Raw genomic sequence first — 15188 nt, 5'->3', positions numbered from 1 at the left:
GCCGAGCGTGTCCGCCGTCAGAGGCGCGTGTGATGGCCGCCCGCTCAATAGCCGTCGTAGATGCTGCCGGAGGAGAAGCCGAGACCGACGCCGACATCCGCCGAACTGGCTCCAGTGATGCCGAAAGCGTCCGGAATGGAACCGACGGCGAGGCTGGGGCCGTAGGTGCCCGGATAGCCGCCCTGGCCGTAATTCGCCGGCACCCAGCCCGACCGTGCCGGTTGGACCAGGACGCGGCGCCGGACACTGGCGTATTCCGGCGGGATCGTCTCCGGAACGGTTTGGGCGGGCTGTACCAGAATGCGTCGGCGGCGCACGGCGTACTGGGGCGGGACGTCGACCCAGCAGCCGATCAACTCGCCATAGGCATCGCGGCGAGTCTGCCAGACGCGGCCGCCCGGCGCGACGACGACCCGTTCAGAGACGGTCTCATAGACCGGCGGGATCGTGCGATAGATCGTTTCGGCAGGCCGCACCAGGACCCGCTCGGACACGGCACCATAGACCGGAGGCGTGTTGACGTGGCGGTAACATTCGGCCCCGCCGCAGCCGCCGGCCTGGGCCGACGAGATGGTCACGACGGCGCCCGCGAGGGCAGCGAGAAGAAGGCGGGGGGCGACCGGCGTGGTCATGGGGGTACCTCGGCGCGAAACGCTCTACGGGACGGGCTGGTGCGCGGAGTCCGCGCGCCTCTCGACGTCCCAGAGGCCGCCAAGTTGCCGTCCGATCAAGCTCTATCGAGACTCAAGGTAAAATTAACCCAAGCTTAGGACTACTTAGGTGTTTCCCCGCTTCTGTTAAACGCCCCGGAACAATACCGAGTTTCAGGTTTGTCCGCGCTTCAGCTGGTAAAAAATATGCCGCCCGATGACGTCCATTTTCTTCAAGCGACGCGACCAGCCGGGTCTTACGTAATCGGCATGGTAATGGGTCGCTCCGCCGACCTCATCCAAGTAAGTGCGGCCGTCGATCACCGCGCTCGCGATGCGGGAGGCCGTCTGCCAGGATCCATCGTCGGTGATGCGTAGGGACTTGCCCTCGCATGCGAAGGAGAACTGGCAGCCCATGTAACGATGCCGGTTCTGATACACCACACCGCAGACGTTTCCCGGATAGAGCCCGCTCTTGACCCTGTTCAGAACTACCTGCGCAACCGCAGCTTGGCCTTCCTCGGATTCGCTGCGCGCTTCGAAATACACCGCCTCGGCGAGGCAACGCTGCTCGCGATCTTTGGCATCGGCACCGATCAGGTCGGCGTAGCGATGCCGCGCGACGTCCGGTGGGGTCTCCGGAATCGATGTCCCACCATCGGTCTGTCCAGCCCGCGGTGACAGGCCTGGGAACACGAGGCTCGCGGCCGCGATTTCAATCGGTGTTGCGTCGGCAGGCGCTGGCGTGGTGGACGACAAGGCTTCGGCGCGTGGAATGGCCGGAGTCGCTCCATCGTCGACGACGACGACCGAACCCTCTACCTCCGTGCTCCGGACGCGTCCGAGATCCGGGGTCGGCACGAAGCCCGCATCGACGTCTAGGCTCGGTCCCGCGTTGCCTGGCGGCAGCAATCCCCCACTCATCTCGGTCAGACTGGCCCGAACCAGAATCGCTTCGCTGTCGGTTTCGCCAGGGCGATCGAAGGTTGCTCTGCTCACCGTCCGCCGTGCCGGATGCGTGCGGGTCTCCGTCCCGGAGAGGCGTGCGCCCGGTGATGCAGTGGCAAGAAGCCGGGCGCTTGGCGCGAGAGAGCCCGCGATGCCAGGCGCCATGTCGGTGCCGGCCGTTGCCGTGAAGGACACCAGCAAGCCGACGCCGGCCGCCCACGGGGTCATCGCGGCACTCAGCCAGCGAAGATGCGACGTCCGTCGTGATCGTTTCGTACCCACGCAACCGACTCGCACCAGGATGCCCTACCGCCCGGTCGTTCATCCCACACTCGGGATGCCTACCGGTCGATCGAACTATCGTGCGGTATGGTTGCGGACCGGTTAAGGCCGCCGCTCAGATTGAGCCGGGTCGTCCATGCGTGGCCGCCAGACTATCGACCAGTGCCGAAAGCCCGGAGCGATCGCCATTCTGGGCACTCGCGATGCGTTCGGCATCGGCGCCGCTTTGTGTGGCGACGGCGAACACAAACAGGGAAAGGGTCGCCAGCCCGCCGATGCTGGCGACGACCCAGAGAAAGACCTGCTGCACCGCTCGCGGAAGTGGAGCGGCGACGGAGTTCTCAGTGAGAAACAAAGGGGGTGGGCTGGTATCGTTCATAACGGCGATCCCACGCGTTGGCTGCCGCCCCTCTGGGCAGGATGGCCTGCGCGCAACGGATCGGCACTAGCACTGAACGTGCCCGCGTGAAATCAGTTCGCCGCGTTTTCGACAATTTGTTGAACGGAACGCTGCGCTGGGTGCTCAGGACGGTCACAGACCGCCCCGGATGGATGTCGTAAGCTTCGGGAAAGCCTGGACCGAAGCGTCCGCTTACTTCGAGGCCTTTGCGGCAAGGGCCGCCTGAGCCGCAGCGAGGCGCGCGATCGGCACGCGGTAGGGCGAGCACGACACGTAGTCGAGGCCGACCTCCTGGCAGAAGGCGATCGAGGATGGATCGCCGCCGTGCTCGCCACAGATTCCGAGCTTGATGTCGGGCCGGACCGCCCGCCCACGCTCCACGCCGATGCGCACGAGCTCACCGACGCCCTCCTGATCGATTGAAATGAATGGATCGGCGGAGAGAATGCCCTTCTGGGTGTAGGCTCCCAGGAAGGTCGCGGCGTCATCGCGCGAGATGCCGAGCGCGGTCTGCGTCAGGTCGTTGGTGCCGAAGGAGAAGAACTCCGCCGTTTCAGCGATGTCGCCCGCGCGCAGGGCCGCTCGCGGCAGCTCGATCATCGTGCCCACCTGATAGTCGACGATGCCGCCCGTTTCGGCAGCGACGGCCTTCGCCATGGCGTCGATGCGTGCCTTGACGATGTCGAACTCCATCTTGGTGAAGACGAGTGGCACCATCACCTCGGGGGTCACGGGTGCGCCGGTCTCCTTGGCTGCCTGCACGGCGGCCTCGAAGATCGCCCGCGCCTGCATTTCCGCGATTTCCGGGAAGGCGATGGCGAGGCGGCAGCCGCGGAACCCGAGCATCGGGTTGAACTCGTGCAGCTCCGTCATGCGGCGGCGCAGCTTGTCCTCCGACACGCCCGTGCTGGTGGCAACGTCGCGCACCTCCTCGTCGGTATGAGGCAGGAACTCATGCAGCGGAGGGTCGAGGAGACGGATCGTGACGGGCAGGCCCGACATGATGGTGAACAGCTCGACGAAGTCCTGACGCTGGTAGGGCAGGATCTTGGCCAAGGCGGCCCGGCGGCCCTCCGCGTCATCGGCGAGGATCATCTCGCGAACGGCGACGATGCGGTCACCCTCGAAGAACATGTGCTCGGTGCGGCACAGACCGATACCCTCCGCGCCGAAGTTGCGAGCGGCGCGCGCATCGGTCGGCGTGTCGGCGTTGGTGCGGACCTTCATGGTGCGGACCTTGTCGGCCCACCCCATCAGAGTGGCGAATTCGCCCGACAGGGAGGGTTCCAGCATCGCCACCTCTCCGAGAAGGACCTGGCCGGTCGAGCCGTCGATGGTGATCTTGTCGCCGGCTTTCAGGGTGGTCCCGGCGACCGAGAGGGTGCCCGCCTTGTAGTCGACGCGGATCGAGCCGACGCCGGAGACGCAGGGCTTGCCCATGCCGCGCGCCACCACGGCCGCGTGGCTGGTCATGCCGCCGCGCGTTGTCAGGATGCCCTCGGAGGCATGCATGCCGTGGATGTCCTCCGGAGAGGTCTCCACACGCACGAGGATGCACTTGCGCTCGGCCTTGCGGGCGGCTTCGGCGTCCTCGGAATTGAAGACGATCTCACCGGTGGCCGCACCCGGCGAAGCTGGAAGACCGGCGGCGATGACCTTGCGCTCGGCTTTCGGATCGATGGTCGGGTGAAGGAGCTGGTCGAGAGCCGCGGGCTCGACGCGGCCGATAGCCTCTTCCTCGGTGATCAGGCCTTCCGCCGCGAGATCGACGGCGATGCGCAGGGCCGCCTTGGCGGTGCGCTTGCCGTTGCGGGTCTGGAGCATCCAGAGCTTTCCGCTCTCGATGGTGAACTCCATGTCCTGCATGTCGCGATAGTGGTTCTCGAGAAGACCGTAGATCCGCACCAGCTCGGCGTAGGAATCCGGCATCGCCAATTCCATCGACGGACGATCGGACTTCGCCTCGATGCGGGCCTTCTCGGTGATGTCCTGCGGGGTGCGGATACCCGCCACCACGTCCTCGCCCTGAGCGTTGATCAGAAACTCGCCGTAGAGGGCGCGCTCGCCGGTCGAGGGATTGCGGGTGAAGGCAACACCGGTGGCCGACGTGTCGCCCATGTTGCCGAAAACCATGGCCTGGACGTTGACGGCCGTACCCCAGCTCTCCGGGATGCTGTTCAGCTCACGATACTTCTTGGCACGCGGGATCATCCAGGAATCGAATACCGCGCCGATGGCACCCCAGAGCTGATCCTCCGGTGCCTGCGGGAAGTCGGAACCGTGCTCAGCCTTCACGATGGCTTTGTACTTGCCGACGAGGTGCTTCCAGTCCTCGGCCCCGAGCTCCGTGTCGAGGCTGACGCCCTTGCCTTCTTTGTAGTGCTCCAGGGCCTCTTCGAAGGCGTGGTGTTCCACGCCGAGGACGACGTTCGAATACATGGTGATGAAGCGCCGATAGGAATCGTAGGCGAAGCGTGGGTCACCGGCACCGTGCGCCAGGGCTTCGACGGTGACGTCGTTCAGGCCCAGGTTGAGCACCGTGTCCATCATCCCCGGCATCGACGCGCGGGCGCCGGAGCGGACCGAGACGAGGAGCGGGTTCTCCGGATAGCCGAAGCCGCGGCTCGTGAGCGCACCAACGGCGTCCAGGGCGGCCTTGACCTGACTTTTCAGTTCGTCGGGATACTGCTGCCCGTGGTCATAGTAGTAGGTGCAGACTTCGGTCGTGATGGTGAACCCGGGAGGAACCGGCAGACCGAGATTCGACATCTCTGCGAGGTTAGCGCCCTTCCCGCCCAGCAGGTTGCGCATGGACGACTGGCCCTCGGCCTTGCCATCACCGAAGGAGTAGACCCATTTGCCCATCTGTATCCGTCCGCTTGCAGGAGTGAACACTGCCCCATGCCTAACACGGCGGGTTGGACCATCTCATGCTGCAACGCAAGATGAATGGATCATTCAGGGGCCGACACCGTGACGCTTCGGTCCGGCTGTAACGTGGCCGTCAGGCGATCATCCAAACGAGCGGAAGACGCCGAGGCCAGTGAGCCCCACCAGGATCAGATAGATCGCAACGATAAAGTTGAGCAGGCGCGGCATGATCAGGATCAACACGCCGGCTACGAGCGCTATCACTGGTTGAACGCTTGAAATCGTGAAGGTCATGAAACGCTTTCCCGGGTTCGCCCGGTCACCGCAGATCCGATGAGGGCTCCAGGGTGACCGTCAGCTACGACTCGCAGTCGACCTCAAACTCGGTACTTGCCGTTGCGCTTGACGAGGACCTGAGTGCCGACGGGCACCCGCTCATAGAGGTCGACGATGTCTTCGTTGAGCATGCGGACGCACCCCGAAGACATCTGCTCGCCGATGCTCCAGGGCTCGTTGGTGCCATGGATACGGAACAGGATGTCACGATTGCCCTGGTAGAGGTACAGGGCACGGGCGCCGAGGGGATTGTCGACACCGCCCTTGCGGGTGCGCGGCAGGTCCGGATTGAGCGACACCATGGTGGTGGTGGGGCTCCAGTCAGGCCAGACGCCCTTCCGTCCGACCCGGGCCTGACCCTTCCACGAGAAACCCAGCTTGCCGACGCCGACGCCGTACTGCACGGCGGAACCGTCCTCCTGCACCAGGGCGAGTTGTCGGTTGTCGATGTCGATGACGATCGTGCCCGGCTTCTCCGGCCCGGTGTACCGCACAACCTGACGTCGGTACTTTGGGTCGAGCCGGTTCTTGTCGACGAGTGGCACGTCATACGGCTTGTCCGGCATCGTTCCGGTGTACCAGGCCGCCTCATCGTCCTGTGCGAGATTCATGGGACCGCGCGACTGGCATGCGGCGAGGGGTGCGATCAGGATCAGCCCGAGGACGAGGCGGCGGGACGGCATGGACAACTCCACGTTTCGACGCGTTGGGCGACGGCACTGTCCCCTGACTACCCCTCCCGGCCGCCCGACGTTGTGTCATTCCCGCCGCAGTCATGATGTTGCTGACCTTCCCGGAAGTAGTCCTCGCTCTGTCGGGCCGGGAAGCGACGTTTTCGAGGTGCCTACGATCGGCCGGCGTTTGGAGCCATTGCGTCGAAGGAAGCGGCCTCGCATGATCGGACTCCCCATCCTGGGAACGAGGCACGATCGCGCATGGTCGAGACGCAGACGCTGGCAGATTTTGCAACCGGCACATTCCTGACCGATCTCGCCCCGGCCGTGCACCTGGACCATTGCGTCATTCATGTAACCGACTGGGTGCGGTCCAATGCCTTCTATCGTGACGTCATGGGCGCAGAACTCATCCCGCGCGGAGCGGCGTTCGCCTACCGCTTTGGAGGGGTGCAACTGAACGTTCATGGGCCAGGTGTGAATGCGACCCCGCTCGCCGAGCGGCCTGTCATGCCGGGCAACAGCGATCTCTGCTTCCGCTGGTCGGGGACGATCGAGCAGGCCGCCGCCCATCTGGCGTCGCAAGGCGTAACCGTGGAACTCGGACCGGTCGAGCGCAATGGAGCCGCCGGATCCGGCGTCAGTCTCTATTTCCGAGACCCGGATGGGTCCTTGATGGAATTCATCACCTATCCGGCTGCCTGAACCAACAGGTCTACGCTACCCCGACCTCGCCTAACCCCGGGTCTCGGCAAGCTGTTGATTAGTCTGTTCGAGACGGAGGGCCAATTCCCGCATCACCGCGATGGCGATCGGAGGGAACTGAGCCAGCAACTCCAAAAACACGGCGCGGTCGATCCGCAGTGCGGTGGCCGGTTCTACCGCGGCGACCGTGGCGGAGCGCGGCTGATCGGCCAGGATGCCCATTTCGCCAACCAGGGCATTGGCGCCAAGGAGCGCAAGGCGAAACGGACCATGCGGCCCTTCTATCGCGACCTCGGCCGACCCTTCCAGCAACAGGTAGGCTGCATCGGCGGCGTCGCCGCGCGCGAAGAGTTGCTGCCCCGCCTCGAAATGTACTCGCTCACTTGTGAAGGCAAGCAACTTGAGGCGCGAGGGCTCGACACCCCTGAACAACGGCACTTGGCGAAGGGACGTAACCTCGGTTTCGAGGGTCATAGGGCGGGCTCCAGCGGCGCGACGTCCTTGCGGGCACGCCACGATCGTCATGTATCCAATGCGAGCCAAACAGGCTTTGTCCAGCCCCGGCGAGTGGGGTCACGGCTAGCGAAACCCTGACGCCGGTCTACGGCCGACGGGCTGAGACCACCCAACGCAGGTTCAATGGTTACGCTCGGATTAAATGCCAGTGGTGGCGGCACTAACTGTCGGCTCAGCCATCAGACGAGGAACCATCGATATTGGCAAAGGTTGTGATGACAGTGAACGCATAGCTGAGGAGGCACTGATGGCATCAGGAAATTCCACCTCGAAGCGAGGTTTCGCATCGATGGACCTCGAACGGCAGCGCGAGATCGCGAGCAAGGGCGGCCGCAGCGTACCGGCGGAAAAGCGCTCGTTTTCGCAGGACCGCGAATTGGCATCGAATGCCGGCCGTAAGGGCGGCCAGTCCAGTGGGTCCGGTCGTCCCGGCGACGAGTAATTTCGGGACGGCGTGCAGCCTCAATAGGGTGCACGCCGTTTCACGCGAGCCATTCTACGCAACGAGAAACACCCCGTTCCTATGAAACGGGGTGTTTCTCGTTGAAGCCTTGGAAGACAACCGAACGTTTTATGTCATGCACCGGCCGGGCACCATGCGGCGGGCCTCGGGGCCCGCGAGAGAGCTGATCGAGCGTTCACAACCTTCCTGAAGCGGCTTCCGAACACGAGGGATCTCCCGTTCGCTTGCTGTTTGACCGATTGAGGGACCAACTAGCATCGATCGGTCTCGAATATTCGGTATCGACGCGATGTGAACGGGACGTCCGGTCCGCGGAGGAAACATTGCCTCCACACTGGCATTGGCTGACGCTGATATGTCTGAGCGCTGTTGGACGATGTTCTGATCAGCGCTCTGGCGCAGGGCCGGATGTGTCAACAGTGTCAACAGCGCAGCCGGCCCACTCACACTGAGAAACAAGCCGGAGCGAAACATCGTCGTAATCTCCATATGGAGCTTGACAGGCTAACGGGGTAACGCAGGGCTGTCACAACGGTTCCTTAACCGTTCGATCGTGGGTATGATGGCGTTAGCCGAATAAATGGCTTTGTCTGGAGTAACGAAAGATCGGCTTCAGGAGCGCTTCCGCTGTGGCCTCGACGCATCACAGCGGAGAAAAATGCAGCAGGGTCTGGACCATTCGGAACCTGCGGTTCTCGACGCCGTTGTTCGAGCACCCGGCCGCCTGGTCCTCCCCCGCATTCCCCTTGTGCACAGGCCGGAACCTTCCAAACGGGTCGGACTTTCCGACCCGTTTTTTTATGCCGGCCCACCACGCGACAGCCGATTGCGCCGCAACGAAAAAACCCCGGTGCGGACACCGGGGTTGATGAGCGATCGGATGGGAGATCCAGCGCGAACGCGACGTTCAGGGGCTGGGGTGTATCAGGCGGACTTCGCCTCACGTCGCCGAGCGCTTTGCTGGAAGAACAGGGCTTGGCTGATCACGGCCGAGACGTTGGCAGGCTGGAACGGCTTCGCAATGAGGAACGCCGGCTCCGGCCGTTCGCCCGTCAGGAAGCGCTCGGGATAGGCGGTGATGAAGATAACCGGGACCTCGAAGGTCTTGAGGAGATCGTTAACGGCATCAAGACCCGAACTCCCGTCGGCGAGCTGGATGTCAGCGAGGATCAGACCTGGACGAGTTCCACCGGACGCGATCTTGATAGCCTCCGTCCGGGTCCGCGCGACCCCGATCACGTTGTGGCCGAGTCCTTCGACCAAAGCCTCGAGATCCATGGCGATCAGAGGCTCGTCCTCGATGATCAGAATCTCGGTTGCCATATCAGCGGCAAGTTCGCGGCCTGCCTCGTCGACGAGGTCGCGGACTTGGCTGACGTCGACGTCGAGAATGATCGCCGCGTCTTCTTCGGAAAACCCTTCGAGGCAGGAGAGCAAGAAGGCTTGGCGTGGCAGAGGCGTGATCTGTCCGAGCCGGACTTCCGCCGGAAGGTCATGCTGCACCTGTTCGCTCTGGCCATTCACGGACAGCGAATTCCAGATTCGGGTGAAGACACGAAACAGGTCGGCCTTCACGTTGGAGCTGCGACCGAGCGTCTCCGGCTCGTTCACGAGAGTCTCCAGGGTGGCCGCTACGTAAGCGTCGCCAGCAACCTGGCTGCCGGTCAGCGCCCGCGCATAACGGCGCAGGTACGGCAGATGCTGAACGACGAGTTGAGCTGTCGACATTATATCCCCTTGGCTTTGCCGTTCTCTCGGGCGCCTCCGCCACAACGCGGAATGCAGGGCTCCGTTCCGCTGGTCGGGAACCGATTGTTCACACCAGCGTTGCAGGTGCAGCCATGGCCTATGTGAAGCCGCAAAACAATCGCGGCGATGTCGCTTGTCGACATCCAAGGGGACCTTAGTATGGATGATGACGAATCGAGGCATGGGCCTTCGGCGGAAGGTTCTACCTCGAAGGCGGACGCCTCGTCGGCAGGACAAGGCCTCAGCGATCACACCCAGAAACGCATCGGTCTACATTTGCGCGCGATGTACGATACCATCGTTCAGCAACCCGTGCCGGACCGTTTCCGCGATCTGATCGCGCAGCTCGACACGTCTTCTCCCCCTTCCGAACCCTAGGCTCCAGGTGATGGTGGACCCACAATTACCTGTTTCAGTGTCGGGATGAGGACATCTCTCGATTGGACCGTTGCCGAAATAAGAAAGGCCGCCCGTCTTGGGGCGGCCTTCACGTCAGAGTCGCGAAGCGTAACGCGCCGCTTGGCTCGTTAGAGTGTCGGCGAACGGCCGCGCATCAGGCCGATGACGGCCGAAATGGCGAACAGAACGATCGCAACGAAGAAGACCAGCTTGGCGGCTTCCATTGCGGTGCCGGCAATACCACCGAAGCCAAGAAGCGCCGCGACGAGGGCGACGACCAGGAACGTAACGGCCCATCCGAGCATGTGACTCACCCCTTGAACAAGTACGGTGCAGCATGGGCTGCGACCTCATGACAGCATAACGCCAACTTAGCTGGACGGTTCCTGATCCCGTCACAGGATCGCCACGTTTTCAACATGCCGTGAAAAGCCGAAAACGTTCTTCAGGTCCGACGGTTTTCGCCGGGTCCGGACAACGGACCCTCAAGACCTTTTCGACGAAAGGATCTCTGCAAGGCGAGACCCGCGATGGCGATCGCCACGCCAAATTGCGCTAATCCGTTCTCGGCGAGATCTCCAGTCGCACAATTGAACTGAATCGCCAGTCGCGTGAGGCCGTTCAGCACGATGACTGTGGCGCAGAACAGTGTCGACGCGCCAAGGATAGCGATGAAATCGGGCATGATGGCCTGTCCGGTCGATCCGGACGTAGGTCACGCAAAGCTTGCGCCACGTCTCGCGATCTTGGCGGCACTTCAGCAACCCACGCCGGCGTCGGTGGATTTTGGCATCCACTGAATACCGACGCTTTATCGGCGCGCGTGGAGTGCCACCGAAGAAATCCGATATGGAATGTTCAGGGACGTCGTGCCGGCTGTGATTTAGGTCGATCGGCGGCCGCCGCAGGCGTTCGTTGCGATGCCGTCGGCTGGACAGCCGGCGCTCGTGGGGTTTCGACGACCAAGCGCTTCACCGGCCAGCCATCGGCCCAGCGTTCCATGTCGCTGAAACGAGGATTGCCCTTCAGGGCTGTCGCATCGGTGCCGGAGAACGCCGATGCGGCGGCAAGGTCGAAGGTCTTCCAGTAGGCTAGATAGTCCAAGCTATCGGCGCGTGCGTTGTTGATCTGTGAAACCAGTGTGGTCTGTTCGCCGGTCAACGCCATGTCCGGAGACCACTTGAAGGGCGGGGCCGGCTGCTTCGGATCGCGTGGCGGCTCAGGCGGGAGCTTGATCGCCGCCCCGTCATACGCGGTATCGACCGCCGCTGGGGAGGTCAGCGTGGCAGCCAAGGCGGGAAAGCCATGGTCATCCGACAGCGCCCGCACGAACAGCTTACGCTCAGCTGGAACTGCGCTGGCATCCCGCAGCAGCCGTCGAGCGGCAAGATCGGCGGCCCGGGCATCACGATCGCCGATCACGGTAACCACCAGCGTCTCCGGCGCAATCCGACTGAGATCGTGCAGAACCACGCCCCGCGCCCGCGCATCGCTGGCGATCCCGCCCGGCATCACGGCAAAGACTAGCCGCGGTATGGGCAGGCCCTGCTCTGAGGCATCAGCAGCGAAATTTGCCGCAATGGGTGCGCCGGCAAGATGGCCGATCACGGCGACACGCTTCACATCGGGCTTTGCCTCTGCGTCGGCCGCCAAGTCCGAAAGGGTCGCCTTGACGATGCGCTCGGCAATGGCGGTCGATTCGGATGGGCGTGTGCGATTGAGATCCTGGAACCGTGGGAAGATGACCAGGGACCCGGTCCGCGCAAGGTGGTCGATCCAGCTCCCATAGGCCTGCGGGTTCGGGGCGCCCCAAGCATGCAGGAGGATGACGACCGGTCGTCCCTGGGCCGGCGCGTCACCAGACTTGTAGAACACGAAGCTACCAGACCCCGCCTTGCCGAGACCGCGCTTCACAATCGCGGCAGCTCGATCGCCGACCCCGCCGGGACCCTCAGCCGGTTGGTTCGGCGGAGTGGCAGCGATCACCGGCGTGACCAGAGAGATGAGGCAGGCAGCGCTGATCGCGGCGACACCGAAACTCAGGTTCAGACGCATGATTGATCCGGTGACGCAGGCCCGTACGTCTCATGTCCCAAGCTCGAAAAGCCGGTCCTGGCGAAGCACGGAGGAAATGTGATCCGAACCATACGTCAAGTCGCAGCGGACAAGTGCGGTATTCCCGCCGCACCCGGCCGGTAGAATGCAAGGCTTCAGCGACCGATGTCTCTGACCCGCTCCTCAATCAGGACGGCGAGTTGCAGAAGATCCCTCGGCTGATCAGAATCCGTCATCGGCTCATAGATGTTCCGCAGACTGTGTCCGATGGTGGCAAGTAGCCGATCATCCGATAGGCCTGTCAACGAGGACCAGAATTCATCCGGACGTTGAGCGTTCACCGACTGCGCAAAGGTCATCGCTGGCTTTCGGGCCATCGCTCGGCCTCTCGATTTCAGAGACCGGACAACGGTCTTCTGCGTCAATGTTTCCCTTGATTTACGATAATTTTCAGTTGCCGGGGGCCGACGAACCGATGATGTCAGGCCGGGAAACGCTGCTATCGGTTCGGCCGGCGGCTTCCTGCACCCAGGCTAGAATGTCGGCGGCTCGCCACGGCTTCGGAATGAAAGTCGCTGAGACACGCAGGTCACTCGGCTGATCGCCGGCATCACCGGATGTCAGAAGGACCCGGACACGCGGCCAAGTTACGCCGATGATGCGGGCCAGCTCGAAGCCCCCGATCGGACCGGGTGTGCGCACGTCAGAGAAGACGACACTGACTTCGTCGCCCCGGTCGTTCAGGATCGCGAGGGCGCGCTCGGCTGTCTCGGCCTCGATAACTCGAAAACCGGTTTCCTCGAGCAGCTCAGCCGCGAGGAATCGCTCGTCTGGTTCGTCCTCGACGACGAGGATTACGGGACGTGCATCAGACGAATTCACAGCGCTCATGGGTCCGGTACGCTCTTCGGGCCAGAACGGCGGGCCAAGCGCAATCTTGCGCCATGGGGGCGCATCGCTGTCAATGTGGCGGAACCAACCGAATATCCGGATCGAGGCTTGCGGACTCGTCCTGTGCTTTCGGCGTCACGCTTTTCTAAGGATTTTAGCCAACACCATGAGATTTCAGAAAGGCTAAGGCGCGTGTCCATCCGTCTTTGGCATCCGCTTCACGATAGCTTGGCCGATAATCGGCGTGAAAGCCGTGGGGTGCCTCGGGATAGACGACGAGCTCGACCGATTTGCCTGCGGCTTTTGCCTTGTCTCGTGCAGCCTCCACGGCCGCGACCGGAATGCCGGAATCGGCACCGCCGTAAAGGCAGAGCAGTGGCGCCTGTATATCGGCGGCGACGTCCAATGCGGTTTTCGGCTGAATCTCTGAGCGTTCGCCCCCGACCGGCCCGTACCAGGCGATTCCCGCTTTCAGGTCCTTTCGGTGTGCGGCGTAGAGCCAAACGCCTCGCCCACCACGACACCACCCCATGGCGGCGATCCGCCCCTGGTCTCCGCGCGACGTCGAAATGGCCCAGGCGGCTGCTGAGTCGAGGTCGGCCATCCACTGCGCGTCGGGCGTCTTCGAAATGATGTCGCGAATGATCGCCTTCGCATCGGTCATTGTCGAAAGATCGCCCTGACGCGCATAAAGTTCAGGCGCGACCGCACAGTAGCCGGCTTGAGCCAGGCGACGACAAATATCTTTGATGTAGTCGTGGACGCCGAAGATCTCCTCGATGACCAACACGATCGGAAATGGCCCCTCGCCCTTCGGCATGGCTCGGTAGCCTGGCATGGGACCGTCGACGGCTGGGATCTTGACTTCGCCGGCCACGATCGAGTCGGCATCCGTGTGGATGACCTGAGCATCGACCGAACTGGTTGCCAGGGTCAGACCGGTCATCAAGCTGGTCATGACAAAGCCGCGTCGCGAGAAGGGGGGTGTCAGCAGGCCGTCGAGACCTTCGAGGTTTGAGCTGTCCTCAACATGATCCGGTGTCTGCGACATGAGATCCCCGCGGCGCATTTCGACGTCGTGGAGCACTTAGGGCATGTAGCAGCAGCGACCAGACGTCAGAGGGCGATACGGTGACGGCTCGTTTCGCCGATCCGCTGAGACGCCGGCGATCCCATCCGCCGCGCTATGACCCGCCCCTCGGAGGCCGGATTGCGCTTTCGAGAGGTGCCCGTCACCGTTGATTTCGGTCGCACGAGATCACCGAGCGATACGAAGTCCTCCTCGCTCTTTTGCGAAGCGCCCGATGCCACGAAACCGAAGGCGACCGCGAAGGATTGCGCCAGATCGGCATCGCGCGCGACGCCGAAGGCATCGATCGCAGCCAGGAACGCCTCGCGGAAGAGGCGGACCGTGCACCAGTTCTTCTCGGCCAAGTGCAGGGGCCATTCCCAAAGATTGTCGCGCCGAATCCCAATCGCCTCTCGTGCGATGAAGTACCCGGTCTCGCGATGCTCGAGACCATCGGCAGCCACACGCCAGTCCGCATTCTCGAAGAGGATCGGGCTCGGCCGGCACGCGTCGTCTAAAGTGAGATCGAACATGATGTCCCCTCGCCGCCAGTCCCGCGCCTGCCTGTTGGCAGTCCCGAAATGGATCAGAACATTAAGGGAACACTGATCGGAAACCTCGGCGACGTCAAGCCTTTGTTCTCGGTGTGTTCGAGGGTGGGACCCGGAAGAACCGACGCTAGTGCGCCGGCTTCTCGAAGAGTGAGTGCTCCACCCGGTCTCCGGCATGCAGACGGAGACGCGCCGCGGTCCCGGCATTGAGTTCGAGCACGGACAGCACCGGTTCGTTCGACGGAATGACCTTTGTCGAGAGCGGCTCGGTATCTGCCGCGATCTTTGCGATGGTGCCGTCGGCCCGGATGAACACCATATCGAGCGGCAGGTAGGTGTTCTTCATCCACATCGCCACCGGGGCGGAAGCCTGAAAATCGAACAGCATGCCGTGGTCGGGCGCCATCGAGCGACGGTACATCAGGCCGCGCGAACGCTCCGCGTCGGTGCGCATCACCTCGACGGCGAAGACGTGCCGTCCCTCGCGGCCCACGATGCTCAGCGGTTCGGTCGGTCCCGAACGCGCATCCTGCGCCACCGCTGGATCGAGGATCAGGGCGAGGAGCACAAGGGCGAGAAGCGCGCGACATCCATCGCGCCAGTCGATCACGTGTCTGGAGAGCACCGAA

19 protein-coding genes are annotated in these 15188 nt (G+C 63.2%); 3 read left to right on the top strand and 16 right to left on the bottom strand.

Annotated elements, in window-relative coordinates; translation table 11 throughout:
- Positions 1-44: 44 nt before the first annotated feature.
- The 6 genes from ASF57_RS07450 to ASF57_RS07430 form a co-directional block, all read right to left on the bottom strand.
- Positions 45-632 carry a hypothetical protein gene (locus ASF57_RS07450; protein WP_056481594.1) on the bottom strand — a complete coding sequence of 196 codons (588 nt, stop codon included), beginning with the start codon at positions 630-632 and terminating at the stop codon, positions 45-47.
- Positions 633-824: 192 nt separating this feature from the next.
- Complete coding sequence (locus ASF57_RS07445) at positions 825-1826, bottom strand: cell wall hydrolase (protein WP_056481591.1); 1002 nt, start codon at positions 1824-1826, stop codon at positions 825-827.
- Positions 1827-1995: 169 nt separating this feature from the next.
- Positions 1996-2259, bottom strand: a complete 264-nt coding sequence (locus ASF57_RS07440; RefSeq protein WP_156376014.1) for a hypothetical protein — start codon at positions 2257-2259, stop codon at positions 1996-1998.
- A gap of 213 nt (positions 2260-2472) precedes the next feature.
- Positions 2473-5145 carry a pyruvate, phosphate dikinase gene (gene ppdK / locus ASF57_RS07435; protein WP_056481585.1) on the bottom strand — a complete coding sequence of 891 codons (2673 nt, stop codon included), beginning with the start codon at positions 5143-5145 and terminating at the stop codon, positions 2473-2475.
- A 147-nt stretch (positions 5146-5292) separates the two neighbouring features.
- Positions 5293-5445 carry a DUF3096 domain-containing protein gene (locus ASF57_RS24550; protein ID WP_082503758.1) on the bottom strand — a complete coding sequence of 51 codons (153 nt, stop codon included), beginning with the start codon at positions 5443-5445 and terminating at the stop codon, positions 5293-5295.
- 83 nt (positions 5446-5528) lie between these two features.
- Positions 5529-6170, bottom strand: coding sequence for a L,D-transpeptidase (locus ASF57_RS07430; RefSeq protein WP_056481582.1), 642 nt, complete (start codon positions 6168-6170; stop codon positions 5529-5531).
- A gap of 252 nt (positions 6171-6422) precedes the next feature.
- Between ASF57_RS07430 and ASF57_RS07425 the strand changes: the two genes are divergently transcribed.
- Positions 6423-6866, top strand: coding sequence for a VOC family protein (locus ASF57_RS07425; protein ID WP_056481579.1), 444 nt, complete (start codon positions 6423-6425; stop codon positions 6864-6866).
- A gap of 30 nt (positions 6867-6896) precedes the next feature.
- Here ASF57_RS07425 and ASF57_RS07420 read toward each other — a convergent pair whose 3' ends face one another.
- Positions 6897-7340, bottom strand: a complete 444-nt coding sequence (locus ASF57_RS07420) for a Crp/Fnr family transcriptional regulator (protein WP_056481575.1) — start codon at positions 7338-7340, stop codon at positions 6897-6899.
- Between the two features lie 289 nt (positions 7341-7629).
- Between ASF57_RS07420 and ASF57_RS07415 the strand changes: the two genes are divergently transcribed.
- Positions 7630-7824 carry a KGG domain-containing protein gene (locus ASF57_RS07415; protein ID WP_055953126.1) on the top strand — a complete coding sequence of 65 codons (195 nt, stop codon included), beginning with the start codon at positions 7630-7632 and terminating at the stop codon, positions 7822-7824.
- 945 nt (positions 7825-8769) lie between these two features.
- Here ASF57_RS07415 and ASF57_RS07410 read toward each other — a convergent pair.
- Positions 8770-9573, bottom strand: a complete 804-nt coding sequence (locus ASF57_RS07410) for a response regulator (protein ID WP_055953119.1) — start codon at positions 9571-9573, stop codon at positions 8770-8772.
- A gap of 180 nt (positions 9574-9753) precedes the next feature.
- On the opposite strand from ASF57_RS07410, the gene ASF57_RS07405 reads away from it, so the two are divergent.
- The gene (locus ASF57_RS07405) at positions 9754-9972 is read left to right on the top strand and encodes a NepR family anti-sigma factor (RefSeq protein WP_056482679.1); all 219 of its coding nucleotides are present in this window, start codon (positions 9754-9756) and stop codon (positions 9970-9972) included.
- Positions 9973-10121: 149 nt separating this feature from the next.
- Here ASF57_RS07405 and ASF57_RS24545 read toward each other — a convergent pair whose 3' ends face one another.
- The 8 genes from ASF57_RS24545 to ASF57_RS07375 form a co-directional block, all read right to left on the bottom strand.
- The gene (locus tag ASF57_RS24545; protein ID WP_003599466.1) at positions 10122-10298 is read right to left on the bottom strand and encodes a DUF1328 domain-containing protein; all 177 of its coding nucleotides are present in this window, start codon (positions 10296-10298) and stop codon (positions 10122-10124) included.
- Positions 10299-10438: 140 nt separating this feature from the next.
- Complete coding sequence (locus tag ASF57_RS24540) at positions 10439-10678, bottom strand: hypothetical protein (RefSeq protein ID WP_082503757.1); 240 nt, start codon at positions 10676-10678, stop codon at positions 10439-10441.
- 173 nt (positions 10679-10851) lie between these two features.
- On the bottom strand, positions 10852-12048 hold the full coding sequence (locus tag ASF57_RS07400) for an alpha/beta hydrolase (RefSeq protein ID WP_056481572.1): 1197 nt from the start codon (positions 12046-12048) through the stop codon (positions 10852-10854).
- Between the two features lie 155 nt (positions 12049-12203).
- Positions 12204-12407 (bottom strand): hypothetical protein, encoded by a 204-nt coding sequence (locus tag ASF57_RS07395; protein WP_056481569.1) that lies wholly within the window; start codon positions 12405-12407, stop codon positions 12204-12206.
- A gap of 91 nt (positions 12408-12498) precedes the next feature.
- Positions 12499-12939, bottom strand: coding sequence for a response regulator (locus ASF57_RS07390; protein WP_056481564.1), 441 nt, complete (start codon positions 12937-12939; stop codon positions 12499-12501).
- A 154-nt stretch (positions 12940-13093) separates the two neighbouring features.
- Entirely contained in the window at positions 13094-13990 is an 897-nt protein-coding gene (locus ASF57_RS07385; RefSeq protein WP_082503756.1) for a dienelactone hydrolase family protein, read from the bottom strand.
- A gap of 65 nt (positions 13991-14055) precedes the next feature.
- The gene (locus tag ASF57_RS07380; RefSeq protein ID WP_056481561.1) at positions 14056-14541 is read right to left on the bottom strand and encodes a hypothetical protein; all 486 of its coding nucleotides are present in this window, start codon (positions 14539-14541) and stop codon (positions 14056-14058) included.
- Between the two features lie 145 nt (positions 14542-14686).
- Complete coding sequence (locus ASF57_RS07375; RefSeq protein WP_056482673.1) at positions 14687-15127, bottom strand: DUF192 domain-containing protein; 441 nt, start codon at positions 15125-15127, stop codon at positions 14687-14689.
- Positions 15128-15188: the final 61 nt, after the last annotated feature.

The sequence above is a fragment of the Methylobacterium sp. Leaf117 genome, assembly GCF_001422985.1.
Taxonomy (GTDB): Bacteria; Pseudomonadota; Alphaproteobacteria; order Rhizobiales; family Beijerinckiaceae; genus Methylobacterium.
The sequence above is the reverse complement of the archived record's forward strand: the minus strand, read 5'-3'. Positions and strand labels throughout refer to the sequence as shown.